This window comes from Paeniglutamicibacter psychrophenolicus (genome assembly GCF_030812255.1).
GTDB classification, from domain to species: Bacteria; Actinomycetota; Actinomycetes; order Actinomycetales; family Micrococcaceae; genus Paeniglutamicibacter; species Paeniglutamicibacter psychrophenolicus_A.
This window is the reverse complement of sequence record NZ_JAUSSH010000028.1, coordinates 1-4,731: the sequence shown is the minus strand read 5'-3', so window position 1 is coordinate 4,731 and position 4,731 is coordinate 1. Positions and strand designations below refer to the sequence as shown.

Genomic DNA, 4,731 nt, shown 5'->3' with positions numbered 1-4,731 from the left:
CCCCCGGCACCCGCCGGGGGCCGCACCCGCTTAAGGCGTGCCCCGCCCGCCGGCCGGCCGGGCACAGGGCACCGCCGAAACCAGGGCAACCAACGACCAACCATAACGCGGAGGTCTATGCGCCCGGGGCACTGCCCTTTCTTGGGCGCATCCCAACGGCATCGTGATGTTGTCATCCGTGGCAGTCGGACGTGACCTTCAGGGGATCCGCATTCAGAACGCCCTTGGCGGCACCGACGACCGCAAGAGATAATTGCTGTTGGTGGCCTTGGAAATATGCCCACTGGCGGTCATCATGAGGTCACCCTATTTGCCATGCCCGGCCACGAGGGTGGCCCGCTGGCGCTCAGCCACGCCAAAAGCTCGAATCCGCAGGTGGCTGGGGCTTCGATTTGCGCCCGGGTCACGTGGGGTCCAGCTACGATTGCGTGCCCACCGGTCAGTGGGACAACGGAAGATCGGCACGACCTGTCCGTCTCGAACAGTATTTCCCCGGATCGGCAGCGAATGCCGACCGAAGCGTGTCGCAGGGTAGGTGTGTCCCGGCCCTGTCAGGCACGGCTCCTATTGGTGCCGATCCAATGCCAAATTTAGAACTTCTTGCTCGGACGCTTGAAAGCCCGTGGCAGGAAATGGACCACACACGAATGTCCATTGGTTTGTGGCCATCTGTGAGCTCAGCGGTGGCCGCAGGTGGGCATTTCCTCATGGCCGCCTACAGACAATCTTGCGCTTCCCCGCGTTGGGCCTCCGTACTTTGGCTCGAGGCCCTCGACCTTCCGAGCCCACCGGGTTTCGCCTGACAGATCGGGGCCAGATCACATCGGTGGGGTTACCGCTCGGCCCTGGAATGCCGGCTACGGCCCACGACAGCAGAATCGGACTGCCTCCAACGTTGAAGAACAGAGCCGTCAGGTATCGTGCCCAGCCGGTGAGGACCTCCTGCAGCAGTTGCATTCAAAATCAGTCTTCGGCCAAGTACCACCTTCCGCCGACGGCCCTCTCCCTCGAGCATGTCCTCGATCCTCGAATCAAGGATCGCCGAGCTGAGATTCGCCGCTGGATGCGCTCGACTCTGAAGTCCTGGTTAGACCTGACGCGCATTCCAAGCACAGTACAGCGCGGCAGTTCAGGTATCAATGAGGAAAACAAGTTTTCATCTGCACGAACTCCTTGCCCAGCGGGGCAACAAACGCGCGGTGCAGGCCAGGAAAAGGGTGGATCGCCGGCGCAGACGATGGTGGCCCAAAAATATGCCAATTGTGGGCGTGTCTCCGGCCGCATGCCGAAGCTCGTCGTTGGCGGTCTGGCGTCTGCTCGCGTGTCGCCTGCTGATGCCCTAGTACAAGCTGGCATTCCTCGCCGGCCCGAACGCTCGATAAGAAGACCCCCCGTTACCTTTTTAGTAGCCCCTTAACCGAGCCTCATGGGTAAGGATTGGGGTTGCTGGCCTGTCGGTCCCGGCATGATTCACTCCCCCTGTTATTTCATGATCCGGGGGGTGCTGTCACCGGGACCGAAAGGCACCAAGGACATCGCTAATAGGGGCCGGATCCGGACAAGCCACCACCCGTCCAATTGTCGGTCGTAACGTGGATGCCGAGCCGAGGAGCCGCAGGACGAGCCAGCACCGTTTCATCCGCTGCCATGACCCATGGCTCTACGAATGAGGTGCACCATGATCCACAACCACGACTCCATCGACGTGTTCATCGGCGTCGACGTCGGCAAGACCAACCACCACGCCGTGGCCCTGGACAAGTCCGGCAAGAAGCTCCTGGACAAGGCCCTGCCGCAGGACGAGGCCAAGCTCAGAACCCTGATCAAGTCCCTGGCCAAGCACGGGCCCCTGCTCTTCGTGGTGGACCAGCCGGCCACCATCGGCGCACTGCCGGTCGCCGTCGCCCAGGCCGCCGGGATCCAGGTCGCATACCTGCCCGGACTGGCCATGCGCCGCATCGCTGATCTGCATCCCGGCGAGGCCAAAACGGATTCGAGAGATGCGTACATAATCTCAAATGCTGCACGCATCATGCCCGAATCCCTGCGCACCGTCGAGGTCCCCGAGGCGCAGGTCGCCGAGCTGTCGATGCTCTGCGGATTCGACGACGACCTGGCCAAGCGGGCACCGCGACCTCCAACCGGATCCGCGGGCTGCTCACCCAGATCCATCCGGCCCTGGAACGGGTCATCGGCAAGCACCTGGATCACCCGGCGATGGCCGAATTGCTGGCCAAATACCCGACCCCGGCGGCCCTGCGCCGGGCCGGGGAAGCCCGCATCGGCGCCCTGCTGCGCAAGCACGCGCCCCGGGCCTGGAAGGGCTGGGCCAGGGACGTCACCGCCGCCCTGGCCGCCCAGAGCGTCGTGGTCTCGGGCACCGAGGGCGCCGGCATCGTCCTGCCCGAGCTGGCCCGTTCCCTGGCCCACACCAGGGCCTCCCGCGCCGCCGTGCTGGCCCGCGTCGAGGAGCTGGTCAAGGACCACCCGCTGCACGTGCTGCTCAAGACCATGCCCGGGGTCGGGATCCGCACCCAGGCCAGGATCCTCACCGAGGTCAGCGGCAAGGACTTCGCCACCCCGGGACACCTGGCCTCCTATGCCGGGCTGGCGCCGGTGACCTGGCGGTCCGGGACCTCCATCCGCGGGGACCACTCCTCCCGCAAGGGCAACAAGGTCCTCAAGCGCGCCCTGTTTCTCTCGGCGTTCGCGTCGCTGAAATGCAAGGACCACATCTCGCGGGCCTACTACGACAAGAAGCGCGCCGAGGGCAAGAAGCACAACCAGGCCGTGATCGCCCTGGCCCGCCGCCGCTGCAATGTCCTGTTCGCGATGCTCCGCGACGGCGCTCCCTATGAGGTGCCCGAGGCCCTCGCCGCCTAAAGCGCCAGCCGAAAACACTTCCTCAGCCCGGCCCGGACCACCGGTCCGGGCGCGAAGCCATGCCCAAAAACGCCGGCACCGAAATTCGCAAAGTTTTTCCGGGAAAACCCCGAAAAGGGCTTGCGAAAAAGATAGGGGCACCCTCCGGTAACCAACCGTGTCGGTTCGCGCCAATGGTGCTGCGTCAATGCTGCTCGCACGACTAATTCCGGCTTGAAGGGCCTAGCTCGTGAATTTATGTATCTACGACATTGCCGGGGCCTATATGCATCATCCTGCCCGGTTAGAGAGAAATCCACGAGACTCAACCGAGGTGCGCGGAATCCCTTCTTGCAGCCAGAGTTAAGCCAGAGTTAACCGCAGAGATGGTCCGAAGCCAAGGGTGGCTGCAAGGAGGTAGCGGGGAGAGTGCATTGCTCGGTCAGGAACAGCGGACGTCATTTGATCCCGATGCTATCCATGTTTTCAGAGCACAATCGACAGCAACCGAGAAGACTGTGTATCGACGCCGTAGTAGGTACCCGCTCCATAGCCAAGCCGCGCCGCATAGCTGTTATGCCTTCGAATGCAGAACACCCTAGCCACCGGTGTGGGAGGCCATGGGAACAGGGAGGAACTAAGTTCTACTTCTGTCTTGAGGTGGCAGGATGCCCGCGGTAGTAGCTACCGGGCACTCTCGGTGTAGTTCCGCTATTTATGCCGCGGGTCGTCAATCCAGTTGAGAATCATGGCAGAGCACCGGTGGAGTCGCTGCCGTTGGTATCGGGTTTTCTTATAACCGGAACCCCAGGGGTCAGGGACGCATGAGGGATCGTGTCAGCGTTTCGGCGAGGCGGCCTCACTCATGATCGGAAGACGCTCGAGCTCGGCGCCAAAGCGGTGTCGTGAGCACACGCCGAGTCAACCGCACTCCGTTAAAATCTTGAGCAAGTGTCGGATGCGCGTATGGCGCGTACCGAAAACTGCGTAGTCGAATATGGGGCCAATAGTGACTGCCCGTGGCATGGTCTGGGAATAGTACGCGCGCAGGATCCCGATCGCCATCCCCGGTATTCTGAGACCGACGTGAAGCCCAGGCTGACTGGCAGCTACGACTTCAATGCTCTCTTGCTTGCACTGCTGGATCGTCGCGGGGTCCAGATCTGAGCTGGAGGACCATGGCTGATTTTGACGCACCGATGTACCGGGTGGATCCCAAAGTTCGGTGACAATCTAACAAAGGGTGAGGCGCTGTCCTCCTTGGTTCTTGTTCAGCCTGTTGATCAAGGAACTCTTGCTTTAGCTGGGTGAAACCGTGCCGAGCTATCAATCGTCCAGATTCGTGCAGCTGCCTGCTTTGGATTACGGGGGTGTCAGCATGGCGCGGATCACTACTTTCTGTTTCCGCCAATTGGCCTGACTGGATGCCGTGGCAAGCGTGCCTTCCCTTTGTTTGCATGGGTTCTTTGCTCAGTCGTTGCAGGTAACCGCCGATTTGCCGTGGTGGGAAACGGTGTGTATAGTTTTCTAAGTCGCCGCGAGGGACACAGCGGGAAAGCCGCTGAAGGAATCGCCGGGCGACCGAAATCTCTACCAAAACCCCCACCCAGTTTTTCCCGGTTGCCTTCGTGCGCCGGAAACGACGGCGGGAATCGCATGCTAGACCAGGTCGGGCCGGAAACGGTGGATTTGCGTCGGGACACGCGGTGGGGTAAGGTAGACAAGTTGCTCCAGAGCGAAGCGCCGGCAGGAATCATAAGCCCGGGTCGTGGAGGTTGGAAGCGTCTGTTGTTTGAGAACTCAATAGTGTGCCAAATTTGTTGATACCAATTTATTTATTTTATTGGTGAATGGTTTCAGGGTCCGCAC

General features: G+C 61.5%; 1 pseudogene. It reads left to right on the top strand.

Annotation, left to right across the window (positions count from 1 at the left end):
* The first annotated feature begins 1,678 nt into the window (after positions 1-1,678).
* A pseudogene (locus J2T21_RS20725) lies at positions 1,679-2,883 on the top strand (IS110 family transposase).
* Positions 2,884-4,731 lie beyond the last annotated feature (1,848 nt).